The sequence below is a fragment of the Thalassospira sp. MIT1004 genome (genome assembly GCF_001858545.1).
Classification (GTDB): domain Bacteria; phylum Pseudomonadota; class Alphaproteobacteria; order Rhodospirillales; family Thalassospiraceae; genus Thalassospira; species Thalassospira xiamenensis.
In genome coordinates, this window is record NZ_MCAO01000045.1 from 1 (window position 1) to 21,547 (window position 21,547).

A 21,547-nucleotide genomic window follows, 5' to 3' on the forward strand; every position below is an offset into this window, starting at 1 on the left:
GGCACTGCGATGATAGATAAAGCGATAGATGGACTCATGACTGATGACTGTGCCACCCTGTTCACGCGCCAACCGGCCAGCGATCTGTTCCGGCGACCATCCCATCGCAAGGCAATCCCGGACCTTTTGCTGCAATGCCGGTTGGCGCGCCAGTTTATGACGACAGTCCCATCGCCGTCGCCTCAAGGCCAGACCATGGGCCCGGGCAGGCTCGTAACCGCCATCCCAGACCTTGGTCTTCCGGCTGTTTCTGTGAAGCTCACGACAGATTGTCGATGGGGCGCGCCCCATCGACACGGCTATCGCCCGAACGGATTTCCCCGCCCGGTGCAGGCGGTAAATCTCTATACGCTCGTCAAGGCCGAGCTGCCTGTATTCCTGTCCCATCGCAACACCAACTATAACTGATGTTGCACTTGTGGTGTGAGTCTCCGGAATCCAGTCAGCCGTACCGCACACGCCGATCTAACTGCACTGCCTCAAGCCGCACGACACGTCATGTCGATAAAACCGGAAAATTTCGACACGTTCTTTGGATATGTCGATAGCATCGACATAAAGTCGCCCTTGAATCATTACGTGTCGATTTTTTAGCTAAATTTCGACACGTTCTCTTGCTTATGTCGATAGGATCAACATAAACTGTCTTTCGCGCAAACCATGTTGATTGATCGGGAAACAACCATGAACTGGCAGGCAGACAAACCTTACAACGCGCTTCCTCCGCTGCCGCCGTCTCCCGACCTGCTCGAAACACGATTGGTTTTAAAGGCCTGCGCCCCTGCCCGCGCTGCTTTGGCCGAATTAAAGCAGGCAGGCCGACTGCTTCCCAACCAGAACCTTCTGATCAATCTGCTGCCCCTGCTCGAAGCAAAGGACAGCTCGGAAATCGAAAACATCGTCACCACGACAGACAAACTGTTTCAGTTTGCCGAAGAAGATTCCGGTGCCGACCTTGCAACAAAAGAAGCTCTCCGATACCGAACCGCTCTTTATCAGGGTTTCACAAAACTGGAAGACAAGCCGCTATGCACGGCAACAGCCATCGAAATATGCAGTACGTTGAAGAACACTCCGATGGAAATCCGCAAAATTCCGGGCACCATCATCGGCAATCAGACACGCGGCGAAATCGTTTATACGCCCCCTGTTGGCGAAAATGTCATTCGCGACCTGCTCGGCAATTGGGAACGCTTCCTGCATGCCGAGGACGACATTGATCCTCTGATCAAAATGGCCATCAGCCACTATCAGTTTGAAGCCATTCACCCCTTCCATGATGGCAACGGTCGAACAGGGCGCATCCTCAATGTTCTCTATCTGATTGAGCAGCAACTCCTGACACTGCCGATCCTTTATCTCAGCCGCTATATCGTTAGAAACAAACAGGACTACTACACTCTCCTCAATCAGGTGACCCAAACCGGAAACTGGGAAAACTGGCTGCTGTTCATGCTTGAAGGGGTTGAACAAACCTCTATCTGGACCTGCGAAAAAATTGCCGCCATACGAAATCTAATGGACAACACAACAGACCATGTCCGGACGACGCTTCCGAGAATTTACAGTCACGAACTGATACAGGTCATTTTTGAACAGCCCTATTGCCGCATCGCCAATCTGGTAGAGCGCGATATCGCAAAGCGTCAAACGGCGTCCACTTACCTCAAACAACTGGCCGATGCAGGCGTCCTGAGCGAAATGACAGCCGGAAAAGAAAAGCTGTTTGTTCACCCGAAACTGATGCAGCTCATGACAGAAGATACGAACGAAATCGAACCATACGCATAGTATTTTCACTTCACGATATTACTTGTCTCAAGCTTCCTGCAACGCCCCCCGTGCCTCGGCAATCAGCCTCCTGATCTTCGCCTCCTCCATCGCGGGCGACTTCGCCTTGTCATTCTCCGCCGCATCCGGGCCGGACGCCCAGCGCAGCAGTTTGATCAGGCCCTCTAGATGCGAAAGCCCCGCCTTGCACGCCGTCTGATGCGCAGCAAAGCTTTTGGCATCCATCTTGAGGGCGGCCGCCTGCGCCATCCGGCGATAGGCATTGCGCGCCCGGCTGATATCACCGGGCAGGCTTTGCAAAAGTTCTGCCCGCACCGTATCAAGTTCCTCCATCCTGTCCTCCGTTTCCTCTGTTTCGTTTGGGGGCTTCCATGGGGTTAATTTTCGGGATTTGCCGAAAGCGCGATCAACCGATCATCCCCCAACCGTTCCGGCCAGTAGGAAACCCCGCGCAAATGCCCGTTTAACGCCCCGCTTTGCCCGGCATAACTCCCCACCCGGATCACCTTGAAATTACGCGGCATGGCAAAGCCGCCCGGCGATTTCAAAATCGCGCCCGCCTTCGCCACCGCCACCCCATCATCCGCCCACGCCAGCACGATCCGCGTGCGCGTCCCCGGCACAAGCCCGCCATAAAGCGACTGCGCAATTATCGGCGCGCCCCCCTTACGCAATGAAATCCGCAACTGATCCGCCGCACTGTCATAACCAAGATCAAGATGATCATCGTTAAGGTTCCCGGAATGCATCTGCACGATCCGCCAGATACCGCTCCAGGCAGCGGGCAATTCAAGATCAAAAACAAACGTCCCCCGCCCGGTTCCGCCCGCAAACCAGTCCCCCGGCTCCAGCATCACATCATCCAAGGCGCGCGCCGCCGGGATGCCATTGCTGATCATGTCGCTGGTCAAAACCGGCCCGGCCTCAAGCTGCGCATTCCAGATCAGGATCGATGCCGGATCACCCGAAATCGCGGTGCTGATTTTCGGATATCGACTGGCGCCCGATGCGGTTTCCGCAAATCCCACCCGTTGCCAGCTTTCAGTGAGACTCAACGCATGTGCAGCTTCCCTATTCACCCCGCCCAGCGTAATCTCGGCCGTGCCCGATACCACCCGCGCCCAGACGCCAAAGCTGTAAACCTCCCCCACGATCAGATCATCGACCCGTTGATATAGCCCCGCCGTGCCGCCCGGAAGGTCAAGGCGTGTGGCCGTGATACTCCCATCCGGGGCCGCAACCCCGGATGTGCTGACGCTCACCCCCGCTTCCTTCTCCCAAAGCGGATTGGAAAACGCGGTGGAATAGCGCAACAGATTGCTTGCCGCCGCCTCAATCAAAAGCCCCTTCGCCCGGCCCAACCCATCATGATCATGGCCGGGAATATCCATGCCAATCTCGGTCAAAATCCCGTCCGGTCCGCGCACGATCTTGGGGCTCGCCCGCGTCACACGCAGGCAGCTTTCCAATGGCGCATATCGCATGCCCATTTTGCATTCTCCGTCCCTGAATAAATGAAAGGCTGAAAGTGCCGCCTTTATCCGCCAATCCGGCACAGATGAAACCAGCTCATCCCCGAACTCGCCGCGATCTGGCGCGTAATCGTATCCGAATGCCGCACCCGCAGCCGAAGCGCATTATCGCTCCCAATCCCGATCCGCGCGATGCCACTGACCCGCACACTCTGCGTCGCATTGCTCCCCGACCCGACAATATCGGACGCCTGCAAATGCGTGCTCCATCCCGCCGCCCCCTGCCGCTCGACATAGGCACTGACCGCCACCGCCGTTTCCCCGATGGCAAAATTCACCCCGGCATCGACATGGTAAAAACCGGGCGGCACATTGCCGACCCCATGCAGGGCGGCGTCATAAAGCCCGTGGCTGTCATCCGCCACCTGATCCCATTCGACGATGAAATAACCACCCGCCGGAATGTCCTGCGCATTGGTCCGCAAAAGCTTCACCACCGGCCCAGTTTGCCGGATCGGTGCCGCAAACCACCGCGTCCCATCACAGATCAGATCAACGCAATCCCCCCGTAACGGCAGGGCATAAACACTGCGCACCGCTGCCCCATCCAACGGCACAATCTGATCCCCGCTCGCCGCCGCGACATCGACCATCGTGCCATCGCCATTGACCACCCGGTATCGCACCCCGTTGCGCGCGGCACTCACCCCCGGAAGGCTCAGCCGCCCACCATTCGATAACCGCACCAGCGCCCCGGTCTCGCGGATATCCATGATCCGGTCACCCGGCGCATCCACCACCGGCATGCGGCGTTCATCCTGCCAAAGCGTGACGTTTTGCGCGCGCAGATCAAGGTCAAACGCCGCCCCCGCCATCTGCTTCTGAAACCCCGCAAGCTCGGTTTCGGCCCGCGTCCCGGCGGCCTCGGCCCGGTTCGCCGCATCCTGCGCCATCGCGCCATGCCGCCCGGCCAATGCAATCTCGCCCGCATCCGGCCCGTTCACCAGCCCGTCACCCTGATCGTTCCACACCAGGGCCCGGCCGGGCACCATCCGCGGCAATGCCAAATCCCCCTTGCCCTGATCGGCTGGATCAAGCCGCAAACTACCCCGCATCGCCCGGTCAATATCGCCAAGGGCGGCGGTCAGATAATCCAGATCCCGATCGACCGCATCGCCGCGTGGCGACGCCGCACTGCCATAGGAACTCAACCGCCGTAACCGCAAATGCCGACTGATCGAAATCGCGGCCCCCAGCGATGGCGCGACCTCGAAAATCACCGCGCCGCCGGGCGCTTCTTCGGTGTCATTTAACGCTACATGAAACCCGGTCGTGACCGGCTTTCCATCAACGCGCACCACCACATCATCACTGCCAAAAACCGCAAACTGAAACGGAAAAACCGTGCGCTCCCCGTCGCCGGCAAACCCGACACCCGCCCCGCCAATCCCCTTAAATACCGCGCCCATCTCATCCCCCTAAAAACCCGAAACCGAACCCCTAGCCCTGGACTCCCGCCTGCGCGGGAGTGACGAACGGGTGGAAAGGCCCTACCCCAAAACCTCGTCATTCCCGCGCACGCGGGAATCCAGTAACAGTGCCACACACTCAATATCGACGGCCAACCCCTTAAGCCCTCACCACCCATCCCGCCTGGCAAACCACGCATTCAACCGTGCCACCGTGTCATCCTGCGAAGATCGCAAAAGCGATGTTTCACGCCAACTTGCCTGCCGGTTAACCTCGGCCCGTTTGCGCGCCGCCGCATCGGCATCGGCCTGCGTTTCCGACAACGCCTGCTTCTCAAGCCCGGCCAGAACCGCACTGGCCGATCCCGTCGCCCCGCTTTGCAGGCCCGCCGCCCCTTGGCGTGCACGTAACCGTGCCTGACGGATGCGCAATTCCTCGGCACGTTCGCGTGCACGCTCCGTCTCGCTGGCATTGATGCTGGCAATATCGGCCTGCCGGTTGGCTTCGGTCTCTGCCGCTCGGCTTTTCTGATCCGCCCGGTTTGATGAAATCTGCTGCCCGGTTTGCAGGGCAGAAAGTGCCATTGGTGCATAGGATGCAAACGCGCCCATCAGTCATTCACCCCCAATTCGCTGGCGACCCCCAGCAATAAAAAAGGCCGGGGAAAATCCCCGGCGATCCGCCATAATCCATCATTGTTCCGCCCGGCACTGCCGCGCCGCCAGCCAAGGGCCCGCAAGCTGACATCACCGCTGTAAGCCGCATCTTCTTGGCGCCCCCGGCCAAGTGCGACATCGCGCAATCCCCGCCCGGTATCAACACGCAATTGTTCGGTCTGCTGCACCCGGAACGTCACCGAAATAAGCCGCAGCGCATTGCCCCCATGTGCCCGCGTGCCATCCGACCCGGCCGGTGGCAAAGCGGCAATTTGATGGGTAAACGGCAATCCGGCCACGACCGTTGACACCGCGTCGGGCAGGCTGATCGTCCCGCCCGAAACCGTGATATCGCGATAAAGCCGCCCATCGGCCCACACCGCCAGGGTGACATTTTCCAGATCATCAAACCCGCCCCAATGGCGGCGCGGTTCTTCGCCGTCGATCAATCGTGCGGTGATCGAAAGATCAAGCCCGCAGGCGTCATCAAACCGGCCAAGGTAAAATTGCCCGTCCCGCTCAAGGCAAAGGTAAACCTGCCCGCCCGCCACCGCGACGGCGCGAAATGCAGCCGTCTCAACACTTTGCGCCGACCATGCGGTAATCGCCTCGCTGCGATAAAGTGTTAATGTGCCAAGGCTGCCATCGCCCATCACCACATGCAAAAGCCGATGATCGGCATCAAACGCCTGATCAACCGGGCCCTGCACCAGATGGCGCGATAAAAGCGCCAAATCCGCCGCCCCATAAGCCTGCTCGACATCGGTAAACAGAAATTCGCGCAATTCCCGGCCGCTTCGCGCGGCAAAGATCGTCGCGCCATCCACATTGACCAGCGGCACCGTCCGATCCGCCCGGCTGCCAATCCGGGTCTGGCGCGTGACCTGGATATTGGCCGGTGTTAACGGGTCGCCCGTCACCATCCATTCCGATCCGCTGGTGAAAACCTGCAAATGGCGTCCGGCGAAAATGCCGGTAATCGCATTGACCTGATCGGCCAGCAGGGCAAATTCAATCGCCTCGTCATCCAGCCCCTCGCCCAGATCGAAATTGAACAGATCCCCCGATTTCGACATCCACAACCGATTGGGCAAATCGCGCGATCCGCCAATCACCATGCGGTCCTGATGAAAGGTCACGCTGCGCGGCCAGCCACGAACCGGCGAAAACACCTGTTCCTCAAAATCCTGTGTCGTGCTGGCATCGGGCAGGGCCTCTTTCAAGGCAATCGTTGCCACAGTCGCACTCGAAACCCCGGCAATCTCTCCCTCAATCCCCTGTATCCGCCAGCGCGTCCCGACATGCCCGGCCTCAAAAAGCGCCGAACTGGCCGTGATGCTGATCGTGCCGCTGGTGCCACCTGTGCCAGATGGCGTGATCGAAACCGCCGGGTCACCGAATTTATAATAGGGCTGAAACCGCTTCATCGCCGTTTCCCGCCACGCCCAGTTGGTCATTTCCCAAACACCAACCCCATCCCCCGATGCCTTTCGCGTCAGCCGCATCGGTTCGACCTCCGGGTGGGTGACAAGCAGCGTATCGGCACTTTGCGTCCAGTTCAGGAGCGCATGGTGGATAATTCCAAACGGTGTCTCAAACCCGACAATCGCCACCCCATCGCGATAAACCGTGCCCTGATAGTCCCCAAACACCAGCAGATAGGTCTGCTCGGTATTGAACTCGAACGCGATCAACCGCACCGGGCCGGATAACGCATCAATCAACGCGATACCGGGCCGCCTGCGCACCCCGCCGCTCGGTTCAATAAACACATTGCGCAACCGTGCCGCCCCATTCCCGTAGGCATTAAGGTCCGACCGCCCCCACAATTCCGGCGCCAGTTCACCGGTCGAAAATGTCGTCTTTTCCAGAACCCTGCGCGCCATAACCCGTCCCCTTCACCACACCCGAAATTTCCTATCCCCGCACCCCGATCAGGGTGAAATCCCCAATCGCCCGCGGGGTCGATTGCTGCGCGTCGGCCAGCCGGGCACTGCGAAACTGGTCCTCGGCGCGTTTAAACAGATATTCCGCCCGCGACGTACTTTCGGTCAGCGGCACACAAAATTCCGCCGCAAGGCGCATAATCAGCGCCAGATCGAAAAACGCAGGAAACGCCCCGTCGGCCATCCGCCCGACATAGCGTAAGTACGCCCGATCTGCCCCGCACCTCACCGCCCCCTGCACCAGCTCAAACTCCGGCACCGCCCCGCCATCCGTCTCAAGCGACAGCAACCGGATAAAATCACCCGGCAGGACAAACATGCCCTCGCCAGCGCCCAAAACGTCCTCACTATCCCTCCGCGCCAGCCACGCCCCACGCGCGGCAAACCGCCACGGATAAGCCGCCAGCATCCCGTCCCGAATGGCCGGATACAGCATTCCCGCCACCTCCGCCTCGGCCGTGTCATCCTCGAACGAAACAATCGGTGCCGCCCCGATCATCACCAATGCGCGCGCACAAAGTGCGATGTCGCTCAGTGCCATATCGCTTTCCCTTCAATTCCCGGTTGCCGATATCGTTGAAATATTGTCAAAATCCGTCTCAACCGACCGCGATAGGGCCGGGCAATTTGAATGGAGCACCAATGTCCCGGTCCCCGTATGTCGCATCACTTGTTTTCGCGGGCACTTTGGGCCTGTCTGAGCTGGCCCCGGCCTTGGCATCCATTCCGGCACCTGCTGCGGAAATCGCCCAGAACACCGATGACGATCCCCTGATCCGGGAATACTGGCGCAAGTCCTACGCAGGCGATGCCGAGGCCCAACGCATACTGGGCGCCATACTGTCCTACGACTATGCCGAGGACGGCGAGATTGACGATGATGAACATTTCACCATCACCCGCCTGCTTGAATGCGCCGCCCTGCAGGGTGACCAGCCCGCCATTGATCAGTTGCAAAACATCAACGCCAATTTCGACATCAGCGAAACCGGCGAATGCTATTACACCGGGGCCGGTTACACCGCCGACCAGAAGCAAAACGCACCAGACATTTCCGACACAGCAAACAGCCATGATGGCGATGAAGACGCCCTGCGCGCCCGCGCCATGAATGGCGATCCCGCCGCACAGTTCGCGCTCGCCGAATATCTCGAAGGACAATTCCTCTTCTTTGATGCCTTCGAAGAAGCCGAAGGCTGGTACAATTGTGCTGCCAAACAGGGATACGCCCCGGCGATAGAGGCGATGGCAGGTGACAGCGGGATTACGACCTACCCGGCATCAGAACCCTGCCCCTTCACCAACCGGACCATGGATGCCAACGGCAAGATAACCGAACGCTTTACATCCTTCCGGCTCGTCGAGATCGAACCGGCTCCCGCACCCGAACCGGTACCCAAACCCGCCCCCGAACCGACGGCGACCGCCCCGGCAACCGATACCGAACAGCTCTTTGCCGATGCGCTGGCCGCCTATTATGGCGATGGCATGCCGCAGGATTTCCCCCGCGCGATGGAACTGGCCCGCAAGGCGGCGGATCATAACCATGCCGGGGCGATCAACCTGATCGGCGTGCTCTATAGCCAAGGTCAGGGCGTCGCACCGGACGCCAGCGAAGCCGCCTATCATTTCCGCCGCGCCGCCGATCTTGGGGATCGGGATGCCGCCTTCAATCTTGCCGATGCCTATCTCGCCGGAAACGGTGTGGAACAAAGCATTGCGCGCGCCGCCACATGGTTTGAAACGGCGGCGGCGGCCGGCGATGTCACCGCGATGTTCAATCTCGCCTCGATCCATCAGAATGGCGGCGACGGGCTTGAACCCGATCCCGCCCGTGCCCGCAAATGGCTTGGCATGGCCGCCGAACAGGGCGAACCCGATGCGCTTTACCATTACGGCACTTTCCTTGAAAACGGCATTGGCGGCCCCGCCGAACCGCTTGCCGCGATTGACTGGTATCGCAAGGCCATCGAGGCCGACAATATCAATGGCTTCGCCGCCCTTGGCCGTCTTTATTACGACGGCACCCACCTTCCCGAAGATATGGAACTGGCCTGGTATTATCTGTCCATCGCCGCCAGCCACGACCATAGCGAGGCAAAAACCTGGCTCGAAGTCATCGCCCCGCATGTGTCCTATGAACAACGCAGCCGCGCCTCCGCCGAGGTGGCAAAATACATGGCCGGGAAAGGTGCGCAATAAAGCACCCTTTCCGCGCCACGAAACCGCAAGCCCATTGCACCAAAGCGAAAAGCGGGGCCCGGAAACCCGGACCCCGCCCATCACTCAATCAGGCCCTAGCTCGAAGCCGCCACCGGATAAAACGCCTTGATCGCATAGGTCATCGCGACGTTGCGCGGGCGGGTTTCGGAGCCAACTCGGGCATTTGGCGAGCCAGCGCTGTCAAATGCCAACCCGGACACCAAACCACTATGGGTGCCCACGGCAGCTCTACCATTGTTATTAGCCTCGGCCTCACTGAACGCCCCATCAAATGACGCAAACGGTGCAAACATACCGCCGTCAGTGCCGTAGCCTAACGCACGAGCCGTAATGCGCTGCATCTGGTCAAGCTGATCAGATGCAAACACACGATCCGCATCCACACCCCGACCGGCATCAAAACCGCGAATGAATTCCCCACGAAGGTCCGGCAGGTTAAAAGTAGAAATCTGGTCACCATCCCCCCAAACCGTGCCAATCGCGGCATAAAGATCGGCATAATCGGTCCGCGAAACCGCCGAACCGTCACAGACCAGCCAGCCTTCCGGCGGGGTCGGCATGGCAAGGGCTGCGATCACACCGATCTCGGTGCCACCGGATGCACCACCATTCTGTCCCAGATAGCGGGCATCCAGCGCCTGAAGAAGCTGGGTTTTGTCATCGCAATTGGGCGTAATGCCTGCTACCTGAATAACGTGAAGGACTTCGCAATCCACCGGGGTTGAACCCAACATAGACATTCTCCTGTCATTTCAAAAAACAAAACCCCGGCAACCTACGCTGCCGGGGCAATAGAAAAGTGCGTTATTCGAAAGGCGAAACCTGATCAGGCAACCGGATAAAACGCCTTGATCGCATAGGTCATGGCGACGTTGCGCGGGCGGGTTTCGGAGCCAACACGAGCATCTGGTGAATCTGCGCTGTCAAACAAAAGCCGATCCTGATTGGTAATTCCGGAAGTCGCATCGGTGGTTCCACTCTGAGTGCTATAGCTGAACACTCCTTCGGGAGAGTTGAAACGGCTGACCGCGCCAATACTGCCCGTAATCTGCTGCATCTGATCAAGCTGATCAGATGCAAACACACGATCCACATCGACACCACGCCCAGCATCAAAGCCACGAATGAATTCCCCACGAAGGTCCGGCAGGTTAAAGGTGGCAATCTGGTCACCATCCCCCCAAACCGTGCCAATCGCGGCATAAAGATCGGCATAATCGGTCCGCGAAACCGCCGAACCGTCACAAACCAGCCAGCCTTCCGGCGGGGTCGGCATGGCAAAGGCGGTGACAGAGCCGATTTCGGCACCGAAACCGCCGCCATTAGCACCATTACCACCCGAACCACCATTGGCAATCAGGGTATTGATCGCCTGCAAAAGCTGGGTGTCATCCTGCCGATCCGGCGCGATATTGGCCGCCAGAACAACGTTCAGTACTTCGCTGGCAACCGGTGTATTACACTGCATGGATATTCTCCTTGGTTTGGACATAAAAAAAACCCGGCAGTAAGAACTGCCGGGTTCGGACGAAAGAGTATTGTTGTTTGAAGGTGTTTAGGGAACCGTCACCGGCTTCCCTGTAAAGTCGGAAAATTTAAGGGCCATCCCGCTGTAAGAACGCACCCAAATGTCGCCGCGACTATTGAGCATCAATCCGCGCGGATGTTGCCCATAGTCTCCGGTTTGATAGGCATGGGTCACAATGTTTAAAAATTGGTCGTCAATAATGGCATCCCCGAATGCAGCAAAGTCCCTCTTATTTTCGACAACTGTCTCGACTTCGTGCACCCACACGCGGATCGGATAGGAAAACATTTCCGAAAGAGCAACATAGTCTCTTGCTTTCATCCGTTCTATTGCAAGCCCCATGAAGCGGTTCAGTTGCCGCACTGAACCAATTGCACTTCGAGCGTATTTCGCATCCTCTGCGTCATAAAACAGCACGAGCGATTGGATACGACCACTATCAGGATCAATCTTCATCTGTTGCGCCAGATCACAAGTATCTGCTTTTGTAAGTTCTTGGAGGAATTCTGCATGAAAAATACTCCTTGAATACTTTTCAAGCCGTACCGGATCCCATTCCTGAATGCTCCCTGCAAAAATCAGGGGGACCGGGAACCGGATGTTTTTTGTCAGTTCGGGCAAGTTTCCATTCAATATCTGCCCTCGATATCTTTCAACTTTTGACAGAATATCTGAGTCACATACCGTTTGCGCCTGCAAACTGGAAGCTGCGCAAGAGACGAAAAATGACACAATCAGGAAAACTCTGGTGAAAGACATCGTAAACAGCCTCGCAGCATTTTATGCAAACATAACAACACGCAAGGATACAACTTATAGAAGAAAAATCTACACCAAACAGCCCAAATGATCTCCTCGATTTTGAAACACCAAAGCAGGAAAATGATCCAAAATCAGGACATCATCAGAGCGATAACATAGGCATATTTTATGCCTACGGTATCCCTGAATAATCCTCCGAGAGATAAAGGGCCTGCTCAGCATTTCGTCGGTTAATCAACCCTTGGTCCCCATTATTGGTAATATCTCCGAATTCGTTTGCGACGCCAATGTGATTTCCTTGAGCGAAAGCCTCACTCAGCTTCGGGAAACGCCCCGGATATCCAGAGTTAAAAGCCAGACTTGCCAAAGCATCATACTGGCTTTGCGAGAGCGATATGTTCGGATTGTTGTTAGCGATGAATCGATCAACCGTCTCTTTAGCGATCTGAATATCGTTTGCGAACAAGGTTTCGGCAAACTCTCTTGAAACAAAAGAGTAAACACCGCTGTCATACTCTTCTTGGGTCAATTCATGACCATAACCAACAGTCCAGTTTCCGACATCATCGACCTTGTAAGGTTCGCTGACATAGCCCTCTAGGTCCTTGATAAACTCTTCCCCGGCTTCGGAAACAACAACGGCATCAAGTTCAATATCGGCACTGTAAGGATTAGGGCCTAACCAGACTGGGGCTCCGCCACCTGTCAATCGAGGATTTTCCCCGTTATTTACGGCATCTTCCTGTCCAGCCACGATCTCGACATGAGAGCCGGGATAAGCCACACAAGACAGGAAAAAACCTGCCTGCCTCTGCTCGTCGTCAAGATAAGACTGATCGCTGTCATCAATCGAACCGGATATCACGCCGCAAGCACACGTGCTGCAAGCCCCTGCCCGACATGAATAAGGCAGAATCAAACCAACTTCCTCAGCCGTATCAAGGATGTAGGCATCTTCGGGGCAGTGAAATTCGTAACTTGTCCCTCCATAATTAACTCTTACACGATATCCGCTTACACCATTTTCGCTCATTTATACTTCTTCCTTTCGGGAGGATATCTTGGAATATGAGGAAATTAGACTTCGTCTGAACAGTTATGACGATCAATCCGTATTCGAACTGCCAATCGCCGTCATATCGCGGACATCAACGCCCAAAGCCCCCGAACTCGCCACGACGAACAGCCCGCCGGACATGGTGGCATCGCGGTTGGTATTGGCGATGATGATGTCACCAACCCGCAGCATGTCGCGGGCATCGGCAAAGTAACCCGCCGTATCGACATCGGCGGCGAAATCCGGGGTGATGTAATGCCAAAGCGTAAAGCCGTTGGCATAGGCCAGAACACTCAGGTTTCTGGCTTTAAAACCTTCTGCCATTTTGGTCTCCGTTATCTGTATGGAAAATCTTCAAAAGCCGCAGTTTGTTGCAGCCCGTTGCGGCCTATTCCTTGGCCCGGATGCAGCTCACCCCGGCATCATCAACAAGCACCGCGCCCTGGCTCATGGAATTGTTGACGAAATGCGCCGCATGATCGCCGTGCCAGGTAATGTCGGACTGCACATCGGCCCCGATCGCATGGCCAATCGCCGTTCTGTGATACCAGAAGCACGACCGGATGCCGTCCGCCACCGGAAGCCCCGAATGCGGCATCCACAGCGTGCCAAGCCACCGTTTGGCCTGCGTTCCCTTCCACGGAAGGTCATCATCGCCGACATAATCGGCATTGGAAAATTCGTTGATCTGCAAAAGCTGCGACCATTGTTTCCAGCCGACAATCGCATAACGCTGCCCGTCATCGGGCACATCGCGGTTGCCCATGCCTTCAAACGCTGCCATCACCTTGCCAAGGGTCAGGCCGGTCTCATTGTGATCAATAAGCTCCTCGCCGCTTGCCAGCGCATTGATGATCAGCTCATCGGTCTTGCGACCCAGCGCATAGGCCCCGGCATTGGCCAGAACCATCTTTTCATCGTGATTGGTCTTGAGCTCATCAAGCGCATCGACCCAGTCACCGGCATAATAATCGCGAAGGTCGCAGCGCACCGCTTCATGTTCGGCATTCATCACCGGCACCTTGCCGTGCCGTGCCTTGGTGGTGGCCGTGCCCTTGCCGACTTTCTGAAAAACCGTGCTGGCCCCCTTCACGCTGTTTTTGACCCGCACCGTATTACGAAGCTTTGATCCCATCCGCTGATAGGCCTGATGCACATCGGCCTGGAAATGATCCACAAAGCTTTTATCAATCGTGACACTCATCGGTTTATATCCTTCTGCCCATAAACAATTTTAAGACCGCAACGCGCGATGCAGCATCCCGAAACGGCAGCAAATCAGGCAATTCCGCCTTATTTGCACCCCGAACCGGTCATCTTGCGGTCATGGTTGAGTGGTCTTGTGTTTTGGCTCGAACCCCCATCGCCACGGGGGATCGAACATCTGTCCGGTTTGGCCGGACCTGTTGCAAAATTGATGATCTGGAGTTTGCGTTGCGCGCAAAACTGTTTGCCACCATCGCCCTGATCGGGATTGGGGCAGCGGGTTATACCCTGCTGCCCTATACCCCCGTTCCCGGCTATTTCAACGATTTCACCAGCCGGGTTTCGTCCCTTGCCGGGTTTGGCGCGGAAAATATCCGCAACCGGGTTCTGCCCGATCTCGAAGCCGAACTGTCCAACGCCGATCTTGCGATTGGCGCACCGGTTTTCGTGCGCGTCTTCAATGCGGATCGCGATGTCGAAATCTGGCTCAAGGCAAACAACCGTTACCGCCTGTTTACCCGCTATAATTTCTGCGACGCCGATGCCATCACGCGCGCCAGCGACGCGAACAGCAGCACAACCGATGCCGCTACCGCCACCGTCGGCAATGCCGCCGAACTTGGCGTTTACCATGTCACGCGTGACGACCTTTCGCCGAGCAGCCCCCATCACCTCGAAATCGCTCTGACCCCGCTCACATCGGGCAGCCCCGAAGAAATGGCAGAACAGGCCGAAACCGCCCGCCCCGCCCTTCGCGGCAATTGCGAGGGCACGGGCGGTATTGCCCTTGAAAACGGCGATATCGAACCGGTCTATATGCTGATCGATACGGCACTTCGCGCCGGTCAGGCACAGGTACCGGTCCATATCTTTGAAAAACGCCAGAACATGGATGATGCCGTGACCCTCACCGAAGACGCGTTTGCCAGCGTCCCGGCACCGGGGCTTTATGACGTGTATGCCGCGTTCGAGCGCACCCGCATTCCCCCCGAAGTCCACAAAACCGATGGCCGCTATCAGGTGAACTAGGAAATGCCATGCAGGCGGTCAAAACCTGCCTGCACCTCGGCGACAATCCCCGGATCACGGTCGCGCCAGTATCGCGGATCATTCATTTTCGCCCGGATATCAGCACGTAAATCACCTGTCGCATCACTTGACAAACCGGTACTCAATCCCGGCTCCGCCCCGCCACTCATCAACCGATGAATGCTGCGCACCCCATCTGCCGTTTGGCACAGAACCTCAAACGCAGCCTCGGGCAGGTTTTCGCGCCCCCATTTCTCAATCCGCGGTGCCAACCGTTTCCAGTTTTCCGCCCCGCCAAATTCCGCCGCCAAGGCCGCCCGATCCGTGGCACGTTTGCCTGCCACCTCAACCTCGCCGATTAACGGCCCGATCACCTCGGCTGCCAGATCATAAACAAGTTGCGCCTGTGCGCCGGTAAATCCCGCTTCATGCAAGCGCGCATTTACCGCCGGATCAACCGCGCCCAACACCTCATCAACCGAAATCTCGTATCCTTCCGGCGTTTCGGGAATGCTGGCCGGGTCAATGACCGCGATGGCTTCACCGGCATCAACCTCACCTTCCGGCAAGACACCAGCATCGGAAACCACATCCGCCTCGACGCCTAACGCCTCAGTTACACCACCCGCCACATCGGCCGGACGCAACAGATTATCCTCCGCCCTCTCCCCGGCTTCTGGCCGCGTCAGGTTCTGATCAATGGTCATGCTGCACTCTCCCATGTCCAGACAGCCTCTCTGCTGCCCGGTTCCTGTTCATAAAATTGCGTTTTTCCTGATTAACTCTGCGCGGGGCAGCAGGGTCTGGACGGTCAGGCAAATGACGCCGTCACTCCCTCGCGCCGCACGCTCCCCATCGTCGATGCGGCACCAAGTCTGGATGCCCGCCTACGCGGGCATGACGGTTGAAGGCAAATCTCACTCCACCCTCTCCGTCACTCCCGCGCAGGCGGGAGTCCATCGTGCCGCATGCGCCAAACTCACATCAAGCGCCCCACCTTCTCCGGCACAGCCGCCGCCGAGCCACCAACAGAAAGGGCAACCTCACCCTTTATCCGCCGCGCCCCGCTCTACGCTGCCCCGTGCAAGCCGCGCCATCTGCAAAACCAGCGCCCGCTGCCCTTCCCGCATCCAGATCGCCCGATCCGGGCTTTGCGGGCCAAGTGCGGTTCGAAGGATGCTGCGTTCAAGCTCCGCCAGAACCTTCTGCCCCGCGTGCGTGCCAAAGCATTGCTGCCAATGCACCCGATCCGCTTCATCCGTTTCGTCGGCGGCTGCCACCTCCTCAAACCAGTCCCAGCCACTCATGGTGCGTCCTCCATAACGGCCATCTCAACCATTGGCTCAACCGATGGCTCGACCGGCGGCAAAACCGGCCTGAGCAAATGGTCCGGCACGCCAAACTGATCGGCAAGCCAGCGGACCATGTGCGGCATATCGACCTCGCCCAGCGCCTCCGGCCCCAGCGTCGCAATCCTTGATAACCAATCCATCGCCTGCCCGGCCTGTACGCGTTTGGGCAACTGGGCCAATGGCGCGCTATGGCGCAACTGCACGACATCACCGTCAAGCGGCATATCGGGAAGCTCGCCCCGCCGCACCAGAATATGGATCGCCCGGCGAATAAGCGGATAAAGCAGTTCCGCCTGCAACCTGCCGTAAGTCGCCCCCAGCAACCGGGCATTTTCCGATGCCCGTTCCAGAACCTCGGTCGCGGTCATGCCCGGCTGGTCACTTTGCCCCAGCCGGTCGGCCAACAGGCACCGCCGGATACGATCACGCAAATCAGACAGCACCAGATCGGAAACATCAAACCGCCCCGGTGCATCAAGCGGCGTTAACCCCGCCGACCCGACCGCCTTCGGGATGATGCTTCCCGGTACAAGCCGGATCGCCTCCGGGTTCAAAACCCCGTCATCATCGGCCTGCCAGATGCCGGTCACCGCGATGGATGCGTTTTTAAGCACCAGCTCGACAACCTTGTTCGCCGTCTTGATATCAGGCAGCGCCTTCATCACCGGCGACCTGCCATAAACCTCGCCCGGTGCCTTCATCCAGCGAAACGCGATATAGGGCGACACTTCAAACCGGTCGCGGTGAAGCACCCCGTCAGCACCTCCCGAACCGCCTGAAACCGCCCCGTCATCCTCAAAAAACACGCAAAGCTGATAGCCACCCGAAATCCCCGGATCGGGCAAAACCGCCTCGACCACCGCGTATCGTCTCGGGCTCTGCCCCTCATCCCGATCCCTATCGGGCAACCGCGCCTCTGGCCATTGCCTTGCAATCTCGTCACGGGTCAGCGACAGCTTGCGAAACACCGCATCCATTCTGCCGTCACTGCGTTCCTCGAACGCCAGTTCACGCAGCGGCACCGCGCCAAACCGAAACGCCGACGGGCTTAAAAAATCATCCGCTTCAAGCCGAAGGCACGCCGTCCCCGCCGTCACCAGATCGAGAAACGCCTGATGCATCTCGACCGCGAAATTGGACCGGTCAAAATGCCCCTGCAAAATGCTTGCGGCCCGTGCCAGCCGCGCGGTCAGAATGTCCCGATCCGCATCCGCCACATTGCCGCCCGGCTCGAACGCGAACCAGCCACCACTCGGCGGGGTGATTTCCGCCATCAGGCTTGCCGCAAGCTGCTCGACCGCATCGGGGGCCGTGGCATCAAACACCCGATCAAATTTCTTTTCCCCGCCAGATACCCCGCCGGATGCCCCCGGTTGCTCGCTTGCCCCATTGCGCTGCGGCAGGGCAAATTCGTAACATTCCTGCCAATGCCGGACCCAGCCCTGCTTCTGCCCGACCGCCGCCCGGAACCGGGCCCGCAAATCGGCAATCGCAATCCCGCCGGCTTTGGCCCCGGTCCCGGCATTGCTGCCTGTCCCCGCACCAGCACCTGCTCCAAGACGGCCGACCGGCTCCTTCGCCATCCGGCCAAATGTCGCCACCCTCTGGTCTGCTCCCGACGGCCTGGCATCACCCGGCCTGGTCTCACCCGGCCCGGTCGCATTCCGACCGGCAGCACGCTGCGCTCCATCGGGGAGCCCCCGATCAGACGTCGCACGCTTCGCTGCCGCCCCCACCTTCCGCGCCGGGCGGACCGGTCGGGCTTCGCGGTTCTGCCGTTCTGTCATCGCCTAATCCCCCAAAAGATTTTTGCCGCCCGCCGCACGGTCGATCCGGTCAGAAAGCAACCCGCGAAACCCCGTACCGATCAGACCGGCCCGGCCATAGCGTCGCCGCTCCAGTGCCTCGGACCGCGCCCGTCGTGCCGCTTCTGCCGCACTTTCCCCGTCATCGACGGATGTCGGGTTTGCGGACGGGCTGGTGGCAATTGGTGGTGGCGCTGCTGGTTTTGGTGTCGAAAACAGACTGCCCATAATGCCCCTTTGCCTCCTTCTGTGCCCGCCCCGAACGGGGCAAAACAAAACACCCCGAAACGGGGCCCAAAAAAAAACAAACAGCCCCAAACCGGGGCTAAAAAAACAAATGCCCTTAAACGGGCTGGAAACAAAAACGCCCGCAACGCGATAAAGCGATGCGGGCGCAATTGTGGTGTTGACTTCTCCCTTATGGCACAAGAAAAAGAACAAATCAAGAACATTTTTCAGAAAAAAACACTCTCCCACGATAACCCGTTGTTTCTGCGTGTTTAATCGCGCAAAAAAGTTGATGCGGCGTCACGATCCAGAACCCGGAAATGCCCAGCAACCGTTTGACGAACTCGACACAGGTAAACGCACCCAACCGCACCCGCCGGGGGACTTCCGCCGGATAACTGACCCAGATGCAGTCAAATCCGCGCGCCCGGTAATGGGCTTCGGGATCGAACAGAACCGAATATTGCCAGACATCGCACGCCACCCGGTGGCTTTGCGGATCAAGGCAGATCCACTCCCCGGCACGTCCGCCCGACATCAGCACGAAACAATGCCGGAAACCGGGTTTCAGCCACCGCAAAAGCCGCTTTTCGGGCGCATCGGCAAACACGACAAGCACATCGCGCATCACCGGTTCAGTTGGCGAATTTACCGGCTGTTTCGGCACAGAATCCGCCTGAGCACCCGCTTGGATATCGGGCCGGATCGCCTCGCGAATCAAAGTCTGCATGGCGGCAATTCTCCCGTCATTTTAATCATCCTTTCGGGATGGTGAAAGGCATCCTCGGCCCCCGGCAGGACGATATCGCGCGCAATCAACGCATCCTGCAAGGCCGCCATCGCATCGCACCAAAGATCATATTTCGGCTTTTCACGACCATCACGCGGATCGGGCGTGCGTTCCACCAGCCCGTAATATTCGATCACCTGCAAATGCCGGTCATCCAGCACATTTTCGCGCCGGAGCCGCATGACCGCGTTATAGATATCATCCGGGTCGCACGGCCGCACAACGTCACTGGCATCCGCCACCACACGTGCCCCTTCGATCCGTGACGCCTGGCACCGCACAAACCAGAACCACGCCTGCATTGCGCTGGAAAACGGGGTCGTCACGCGGTCCGCGATCGGCTTGGGAAAAAGTCTCTGTTCACTCATTTCGCCCTCCTGCTGAACTGCCTGTCTCGCATCAACACCTCCGAAAACGCGCGCAATTATCCCCTTTCGCGCCTCAAAGAAGCCCAAAGCCAATTGCCTGCCGGATATGTAAAGATGGCCAACGTGATACGTGCAAAACCCGGCTTATATGCCGCTTTCCGCCATTCTGACCGCATCAAAGCTATTTCCGGATGCACTTCCGGTGTTGATCCACAAGCTATAATCCCTTTTTGTTCTCATTGTAAAGGATTAATTTCCTATTATTCGAACGACCGCAAAAATCCTCGACTTGCGGGCCAGCGGATGAATAATGGCCTGTGAAATATCCACAACCAGACGAGAGACTCCCATGAGCTGGGCCAGCATCAAAATGACGCAACAGGAAGCAATGGGAACATCGACCGACTTTGTCGATGCGTTTGAAAAACTGTTCATTGCAGCCAAAAAACCGCGCGACGCTGCCCTTTTCTGCTCCCGCGAACTCGGCCCCGATGATGCGTTTTTCCTCTCGCCCGGCGCGCAGAAAATTGCATCCTCCCTTCTCGCACTGCGCCCGGCCACGAAATGCAAGGCCCCATCGAAAAAGGATGTGATCCTGCTGGCCGGCCACGATGACGGGATTGCGCTTCTGCGCTAAATCACACCCCCGGCCCCTTTCGTCACAAAACCCTTCCTGAACTGTCTTCATGAACGCCCCATCGGGCAATTTTCCATCACCGGTCGATGCAGTCCATTGCATGCCGATCCACTGACAGTCAGGAGTCTCCCATGGCAAATGCACCCGCCCCGCGTTACGAGCTTTACAAGGACAAAAAAGGCGAATGGCGCTGGACCTATATCGCGCGCAACGGCCTTAAAATCGCCATGAGCAGCGAGGGCTACAAAGCCAAATCCGACTGCATCCACAGCATCGATCTGCTGAAATCTTCCAAGGATGTCCCGGTGCACGAAGCCAGTGCATGAAGCCGATGCATGAAAACGGCGCATGACGCCACCGCCTGCCCCCAAAACCCCGGCATGCATTGCCGGGGTTGATAACCTTTTCAATCATATGGCGATATCGGTTCAACTTTCGGATATGCAAGGAATTTGTTCCTTTTCGGCCGCCCCGTCATCCTGCTAGGATACCGCATGATCCGGCAAGAACAGATATGGGGCGCACTCGACAAGATCGCCGAAGATAACGGGCTGACCCCCTCCGGGCTGGCCCGCCTGGCGCAGCTTGATCCCACCACATTCAACCGGTCCAAACGCACGACAAATCAGGGCAAACCCCGCTGGCCCTCGACCGAAAGCATTTCAAAGGTGCTCTCGGTGGCCAATGTCACCTTTCAGGAATTCGCCCAGCTTGTCGATGGCAACGGCGCCGGGCGCGTGCCGGTCATCGGCTTTGCCCAGGCCGGGAATCGCGGCTTTTTTGATGATGCCGGTTATCCGGTTGGCGGCGCGTGGGAAGACATCACCTTTCCCGCCCTGCACGATCCGACCGCCTACGGGCTTCGGATTTCGGGGGATTCCATGGCCCCGGTCTTTCGCGATGGCGATCTGATCGTCGTCTCCCCGGCATCAAACATCCGCCCGCAGGACCGCGTGGTTGTCAAAACCACATCGGGCGAGGTCATGGCCAAGGAACTGGTGCGCCGCGGGGCGATGGGGGTGGAACTGAAATCGCTGAACCCGGCCTATGAGGACCGCTATGTCGAAGCCCGCGACATTGACTGGATCGCGCGCGTCCTTTGGGTCAGCCAATAGAACAACCATCGCCTTTTTGCATTCTCCTCAAATGGGGATAGTGCGTTAAGAATTTTGCGTGATAATCGACCCGAAACATTGGGATCGGGGTCTTCATTTTTGCGCCCGGCTT

25 protein-coding genes and 1 pseudogene are annotated in these 21,547 nt (G+C 58.0%); 7 read left to right on the top strand and 19 right to left on the bottom strand.

What is annotated here, in order from left to right; all coding sequences use genetic code 11:
* The first annotated feature begins 36 nt into the window (after nucleotides 1-36).
* Together BC440_RS23580 and BC440_RS18755 are read left to right on the top strand one after the other, a co-directional pair.
* Nucleotides 37-408, top strand: coding sequence for a hypothetical protein (locus BC440_RS23580; RefSeq protein WP_247643605.1), 372 nt, complete (start codon nucleotides 37-39; stop codon nucleotides 406-408).
* A gap of 276 nt (nucleotides 409-684) precedes the next feature.
* Nucleotides 685-1,791 (top strand): Fic/DOC family N-terminal domain-containing protein, encoded by a 1,107-nt coding sequence (locus tag BC440_RS18755; protein ID WP_071241110.1) that lies wholly within the window; start codon nucleotides 685-687, stop codon nucleotides 1,789-1,791.
* A gap of 27 nt (nucleotides 1,792-1,818) precedes the next feature.
* Here BC440_RS18755 and BC440_RS18760 read toward each other — a convergent pair whose 3' ends face one another.
* From BC440_RS18760 to BC440_RS18785, 6 genes are all read right to left on the bottom strand, one after another.
* Nucleotides 1,819-2,124, bottom strand: a complete 306-nt coding sequence (locus BC440_RS18760) for a hypothetical protein (protein WP_071240935.1) — start codon at nucleotides 2,122-2,124, stop codon at nucleotides 1,819-1,821.
* 44 nt (nucleotides 2,125-2,168) lie between these two features.
* Nucleotides 2,169-3,281: a hypothetical protein gene (locus BC440_RS18765; protein WP_071240936.1), complete on the bottom strand. Its 1,113-nt coding sequence runs from the start codon at nucleotides 3,279-3,281 to the stop codon at nucleotides 2,169-2,171.
* 47 nt (nucleotides 3,282-3,328) lie between these two features.
* Nucleotides 3,329-4,732 (bottom strand): hypothetical protein, encoded by a 1,404-nt coding sequence (locus BC440_RS18770; RefSeq protein WP_071240937.1) that lies wholly within the window; start codon nucleotides 4,730-4,732, stop codon nucleotides 3,329-3,331.
* A gap of 168 nt (nucleotides 4,733-4,900) precedes the next feature.
* Nucleotides 4,901-5,344 (bottom strand): hypothetical protein, encoded by a 444-nt coding sequence (locus BC440_RS18775; protein WP_071240938.1) that lies wholly within the window; start codon nucleotides 5,342-5,344, stop codon nucleotides 4,901-4,903.
* Entirely contained in the window at nucleotides 5,344-7,275 is a 1,932-nt protein-coding gene (locus BC440_RS18780) for a hypothetical protein (RefSeq protein ID WP_071240939.1), read from the bottom strand. Before BC440_RS18780 ends, BC440_RS18775 begins: the two co-directional genes overlap by 1 nt.
* A gap of 31 nt (nucleotides 7,276-7,306) precedes the next feature.
* The gene (locus BC440_RS18785) at nucleotides 7,307-7,876 is read right to left on the bottom strand and encodes a hypothetical protein (RefSeq protein ID WP_071240940.1); all 570 of its coding nucleotides are present in this window, start codon (nucleotides 7,874-7,876) and stop codon (nucleotides 7,307-7,309) included.
* A gap of 101 nt (nucleotides 7,877-7,977) precedes the next feature.
* On the opposite strand from BC440_RS18785, the gene BC440_RS18790 reads away from it, so the two are divergent.
* A complete protein-coding gene (locus tag BC440_RS18790) occupies nucleotides 7,978-9,537 on the top strand; it encodes a tetratricopeptide repeat protein (protein WP_071240941.1) in 1,560 nt (519 codons plus the stop codon).
* A 95-nt stretch (nucleotides 9,538-9,632) separates the two neighbouring features.
* On the opposite strand, the gene BC440_RS18795 is transcribed toward BC440_RS18790, so the two are convergent.
* The 7 genes and pseudogenes from BC440_RS18795 to BC440_RS18820 all read right to left on the bottom strand — a co-directional run bounded on the left by BC440_RS18795 (nucleotide 9,633) and on the right by BC440_RS18820 (nucleotide 14,109).
* Entirely contained in the window at nucleotides 9,633-10,292 is a 660-nt protein-coding gene (locus tag BC440_RS18795) for a phage tail protein (RefSeq protein ID WP_071240942.1), read from the bottom strand.
* Nucleotides 10,293-10,384: 92 nt separating this feature from the next.
* Nucleotides 10,385-11,026: a phage tail protein gene (locus BC440_RS18800; RefSeq protein WP_071240943.1), complete on the bottom strand. Its 642-nt coding sequence runs from the start codon at nucleotides 11,024-11,026 to the stop codon at nucleotides 10,385-10,387.
* A gap of 87 nt (nucleotides 11,027-11,113) precedes the next feature.
* On the bottom strand, nucleotides 11,114-11,845 hold the full coding sequence (locus BC440_RS18805; protein WP_007092520.1) for a hypothetical protein: 732 nt from the start codon (nucleotides 11,843-11,845) through the stop codon (nucleotides 11,114-11,116).
* 175 nt (nucleotides 11,846-12,020) lie between these two features.
* A complete protein-coding gene (locus BC440_RS18810; RefSeq protein WP_247643619.1) occupies nucleotides 12,021-12,602 on the bottom strand; it encodes a lysozyme in 582 nt (193 codons plus the stop codon).
* Nucleotides 12,591-12,881: pseudogene (locus BC440_RS23680) on the bottom strand (2Fe-2S iron-sulfur cluster-binding protein); the annotation flags it as partial. The gene BC440_RS18810 and the pseudogene BC440_RS23680, both read right to left, overlap by 12 nt.
* A gap of 72 nt (nucleotides 12,882-12,953) precedes the next feature.
* Nucleotides 12,954-13,229, bottom strand: coding sequence for a hypothetical protein (locus tag BC440_RS18815; RefSeq protein WP_037991859.1), 276 nt, complete (start codon nucleotides 13,227-13,229; stop codon nucleotides 12,954-12,956).
* A gap of 64 nt (nucleotides 13,230-13,293) precedes the next feature.
* Entirely contained in the window at nucleotides 13,294-14,109 is an 816-nt protein-coding gene (locus BC440_RS18820) for a phage capsid protein (RefSeq protein ID WP_071240945.1), read from the bottom strand.
* A 230-nt stretch (nucleotides 14,110-14,339) separates the two neighbouring features.
* Here BC440_RS18820 and BC440_RS18825 point away from each other — a divergent pair, with 230 nt between their 5' ends.
* Entirely contained in the window at nucleotides 14,340-15,140 is an 801-nt protein-coding gene (locus tag BC440_RS18825; protein ID WP_071240946.1) for a hypothetical protein, read from the top strand.
* On the opposite strand, the gene BC440_RS18830 is transcribed toward BC440_RS18825, so the two are convergent.
* The 6 genes from BC440_RS18830 to BC440_RS18855 all read right to left on the bottom strand — a co-directional run bounded on the left by BC440_RS18830 (nucleotide 15,137) and on the right by BC440_RS18855 (nucleotide 19,683).
* The gene (locus tag BC440_RS18830) at nucleotides 15,137-15,847 is read right to left on the bottom strand and encodes a hypothetical protein (protein WP_071240947.1); all 711 of its coding nucleotides are present in this window, start codon (nucleotides 15,845-15,847) and stop codon (nucleotides 15,137-15,139) included. The genes BC440_RS18825 and BC440_RS18830 overlap by 4 nt on opposite strands.
* 336 nt (nucleotides 15,848-16,183) lie before the next feature.
* A complete protein-coding gene (locus tag BC440_RS18835) occupies nucleotides 16,184-16,447 on the bottom strand; it encodes a hypothetical protein (RefSeq protein WP_071240948.1) in 264 nt (87 codons plus the stop codon).
* Entirely contained in the window at nucleotides 16,444-18,279 is a 1,836-nt protein-coding gene (locus tag BC440_RS18840; protein ID WP_071240949.1) for a portal protein, read from the bottom strand. The genes BC440_RS18835 and BC440_RS18840 overlap by 4 nt, the downstream gene beginning before the upstream one ends.
* Before the next feature lie 3 nt (nucleotides 18,280-18,282).
* The gene (locus tag BC440_RS18845; protein ID WP_071240950.1) at nucleotides 18,283-18,525 is read right to left on the bottom strand and encodes a hypothetical protein; all 243 of its coding nucleotides are present in this window, start codon (nucleotides 18,523-18,525) and stop codon (nucleotides 18,283-18,285) included.
* A gap of 214 nt (nucleotides 18,526-18,739) precedes the next feature.
* The gene (locus tag BC440_RS18850; RefSeq protein ID WP_071240951.1) at nucleotides 18,740-19,255 is read right to left on the bottom strand and encodes a hypothetical protein; all 516 of its coding nucleotides are present in this window, start codon (nucleotides 19,253-19,255) and stop codon (nucleotides 18,740-18,742) included.
* Complete coding sequence (locus BC440_RS18855; RefSeq protein WP_063094247.1) at nucleotides 19,243-19,683, bottom strand: hypothetical protein; 441 nt, start codon at nucleotides 19,681-19,683, stop codon at nucleotides 19,243-19,245. Before BC440_RS18855 ends, BC440_RS18850 begins: the two co-directional genes overlap by 13 nt.
* A 349-nt stretch (nucleotides 19,684-20,032) precedes the next feature.
* Between BC440_RS18855 and BC440_RS18860 the strand changes: the two genes are divergently transcribed.
* From BC440_RS18860 to BC440_RS18870, 3 genes are all read left to right on the top strand, one after another.
* Nucleotides 20,033-20,320: a hypothetical protein gene (locus BC440_RS18860; RefSeq protein WP_071240952.1), complete on the top strand. Its 288-nt coding sequence runs from the start codon at nucleotides 20,033-20,035 to the stop codon at nucleotides 20,318-20,320.
* 131 nt (nucleotides 20,321-20,451) lie between these two features.
* On the top strand, nucleotides 20,452-20,646 hold the full coding sequence (locus BC440_RS18865; protein ID WP_007090433.1) for a DUF1508 domain-containing protein: 195 nt from the start codon (nucleotides 20,452-20,454) through the stop codon (nucleotides 20,644-20,646).
* A 168-nt stretch (nucleotides 20,647-20,814) separates the two neighbouring features.
* Entirely contained in the window at nucleotides 20,815-21,435 is a 621-nt protein-coding gene (locus BC440_RS18870; RefSeq protein WP_007090434.1) for a helix-turn-helix transcriptional regulator, read from the top strand.
* The last annotated feature ends 112 nt before the right edge of the window (nucleotides 21,436-21,547 follow it).

Excerpts from the sequence above, each read along its gene's own strand:
- BC440_RS18780 (WP_071240939.1), bottom strand. The coding sequence starts at position 7,275 with ATGGCGCGCAGGGTTCTGGAAAAGACGACATTTTCGACCGGTGAACTG.
- BC440_RS18760 (WP_071240935.1), bottom strand. The coding sequence starts at position 2,124 with ATGGAGGAACTTGATACGGTGCGGGCAGAACTTTTGCAAAGCCTGCCC.
- BC440_RS18820 (WP_071240945.1), bottom strand. The coding sequence starts at position 14,109 with ATGAGTGTCACGATTGATAAAAGCTTTGTGGATCATTTCCAGGCCGAT.
- BC440_RS18845 (WP_071240950.1), bottom strand. The coding sequence starts at position 18,525 with ATGGGCAGTCTGTTTTCGACACCAAAACCAGCAGCGCCACCACCAATT.
- BC440_RS18860 (WP_071240952.1), top strand. The coding sequence starts at position 20,033 with ATGAGCTGGGCCAGCATCAAAATGACGCAACAGGAAGCAATGGGAACA.
- BC440_RS18835 (WP_071240948.1), bottom strand. The coding sequence starts at position 16,447 with ATGAGTGGCTGGGACTGGTTTGAGGAGGTGGCAGCCGCCGACGAAACG.
- BC440_RS18775 (WP_071240938.1), bottom strand. The coding sequence starts at position 5,344 with ATGGGCGCGTTTGCATCCTATGCACCAATGGCACTTTCTGCCCTGCAA.
- BC440_RS18815 (WP_037991859.1), bottom strand. The coding sequence starts at position 13,229 with ATGGCAGAAGGTTTTAAAGCCAGAAACCTGAGTGTTCTGGCCTATGCC.
- BC440_RS18865 (WP_007090433.1), top strand. The coding sequence starts at position 20,452 with ATGGCAAATGCACCCGCCCCGCGTTACGAGCTTTACAAGGACAAAAAA.
- BC440_RS18805 (WP_007092520.1), bottom strand. The coding sequence starts at position 11,845 with ATGTCTTTCACCAGAGTTTTCCTGATTGTGTCATTTTTCGTCTCTTGC.
- BC440_RS18765 (WP_071240936.1), bottom strand. The coding sequence starts at position 3,281 with ATGGGCATGCGATATGCGCCATTGGAAAGCTGCCTGCGTGTGACGCGG.
- BC440_RS18785 (WP_071240940.1), bottom strand. The coding sequence starts at position 7,876 with ATGGCACTGAGCGACATCGCACTTTGTGCGCGCGCATTGGTGATGATC.
- BC440_RS18850 (WP_071240951.1), bottom strand. The coding sequence starts at position 19,255 with ATGCAGACTTTGATTCGCGAGGCGATCCGGCCCGATATCCAAGCGGGT.
- BC440_RS18795 (WP_071240942.1), bottom strand. The coding sequence starts at position 10,292 with ATGTTGGGTTCAACCCCGGTGGATTGCGAAGTCCTTCACGTTATTCAG.
- BC440_RS18855 (WP_063094247.1), bottom strand. The coding sequence starts at position 19,683 with ATGAGTGAACAGAGACTTTTTCCCAAGCCGATCGCGGACCGCGTGACG.
- BC440_RS18770 (WP_071240937.1), bottom strand. The coding sequence starts at position 4,732 with ATGGGCGCGGTATTTAAGGGGATTGGCGGGGCGGGTGTCGGGTTTGCC.
- BC440_RS18830 (WP_071240947.1), bottom strand. The coding sequence starts at position 15,847 with ATGACCATTGATCAGAACCTGACGCGGCCAGAAGCCGGGGAGAGGGCG.
- BC440_RS23580 (WP_247643605.1), top strand. The coding sequence starts at position 37 with ATGACTGATGACTGTGCCACCCTGTTCACGCGCCAACCGGCCAGCGAT.
- BC440_RS18800 (WP_071240943.1), bottom strand. The coding sequence starts at position 11,026 with ATGCAGTGTAATACACCGGTTGCCAGCGAAGTACTGAACGTTGTTCTG.
- BC440_RS18840 (WP_071240949.1), bottom strand. The coding sequence starts at position 18,279 with ATGACAGAACGGCAGAACCGCGAAGCCCGACCGGTCCGCCCGGCGCGG.
- BC440_RS18870 (WP_007090434.1), top strand. The coding sequence starts at position 20,815 with ATGATCCGGCAAGAACAGATATGGGGCGCACTCGACAAGATCGCCGAA.
- BC440_RS18790 (WP_071240941.1), top strand. The coding sequence starts at position 7,978 with ATGTCCCGGTCCCCGTATGTCGCATCACTTGTTTTCGCGGGCACTTTG.
- BC440_RS18755 (WP_071241110.1), top strand. The coding sequence starts at position 685 with ATGAACTGGCAGGCAGACAAACCTTACAACGCGCTTCCTCCGCTGCCG.